Below are 1,275 nucleotides of genomic sequence, written 5' to 3' on the forward strand. Positions count from 1 at the left end.
GTTGGCTGACCCACCGCCTTCGCGGGCAAGCCCGCTTGTGTCTGAGTAAGGGAATAAACTCTGGGGTGAGAGGGGTAGATGGCAAGCTGTGAGTCCGCGGTGCTTGAAGCACGAGTGGGAGCAAAGCTGCCATCTACCTTTCTACTCTGGCCCATAAGCCCGAACAGTTGTACGAGCGGCACTCGAATCACAAGCGTGGGCAAAGCCAGAGCACTCTCATTTCTGAGTGTAAGAGGGTTTTGCCATGATTTCCTGGGTCGGTATCGATATATCCAAATCAAATCTCGTCGTTTGGGTTCGACCACAGAACCAAGGCTATGAGGTCCCCAATACGTCTGAGGGTTTTGCACAGCTGGTCGAACAGCTAAGCCAATACACGATTGGCCGGGTGTTACTGGAAGCCACGGGCGGCTATGAACGAAAGGTTATGGCAGCACTGCAGGAGGCAGGTTTCAATGTGCTCAGGATCAACCCTCGCCGGGCTAGAGCCTTCGCCGTAGCAATGGGCAAGAATGCCAAGACCGACCCCATCGATGCGGCTGTTCTTGCCGATTTTGCCGAAGCTCTGCATGCGTCTCACGAAAAGCCCATTTCACCTGAGCGTGAAGCACTGCGGGAGCTGATTCAGCTGCGCGAACACTTCGTCCAGCAACGAGATGACAACAAGCGCCGACTACAGCAGGCTCAGCTTCCGGCGGTTATCGAGGTGATCAAAGATCATATTCGCTACCTGCAAATCCAAATCAAGCAGTTTGGCAAAGCCATTAATCAAAGCATGCGTAAGCTGGATGCGGAGAAAGCCGACCGACTCACATCAGTTAAAGGGATCGGCACTGTGGCGACTGCTAGTTTGTTGGTTTACCTGCCTGAGCTSGGTGAGCTTGATCGCAGAGAGATCGCGGCCCTGGCGGGAATCGCCCCCTACAACGACGACAGTGGCAATCACAGCGGCAAACGTCAGATTTACGGAGGAAGAGCGCGGGTCAGACGTGCGCTTTATATGTCGTGCTGGGTTGTCATCCGCTATCACGCCGACTTCAAGGCCCGGTACGAAGCACTTCGAGGGCGAGGCAAGAGCGCGAAAGTCGCGCTCATCGCCTGCATGCGAATATTGCTAATCAGACTGAATGCCATGCTTCGAGACGGCACTGAATGGCGGTGACGGGTGGCAGAGGTAAGACAGTTGCTCCCACAAGGATCCTGCTTGCCACAAATACCGCAGCCACCACAAAAACAATTGTGGGAGCGGGCTTGCCCGCGAAGGCGGTGTGTCAG

The 1,275-nt window shown here is 55.1% G+C and carries 1 protein-coding gene; it reads left to right on the plus strand.

What is annotated here, in order from left to right; genetic code table 11:
- Nucleotides 1-244 precede the first annotated feature (244 nt).
- Nucleotides 245-1,162, plus strand: a complete 918-nt coding sequence (locus AD664_RS00030) for an IS110 family transposase (protein WP_053143539.1) — start codon at nucleotides 245-247, stop codon at nucleotides 1,160-1,162.
- Nucleotides 1,163-1,275: the final 113 nt, after the last annotated feature.

It is taken from the genome of Pseudomonas sp. P97.38 (assembly GCF_001269745.1).
GTDB classification, from domain to species: domain Bacteria; phylum Pseudomonadota; class Gammaproteobacteria; order Pseudomonadales; family Pseudomonadaceae; genus Aquipseudomonas; species Aquipseudomonas chlororaphis_E.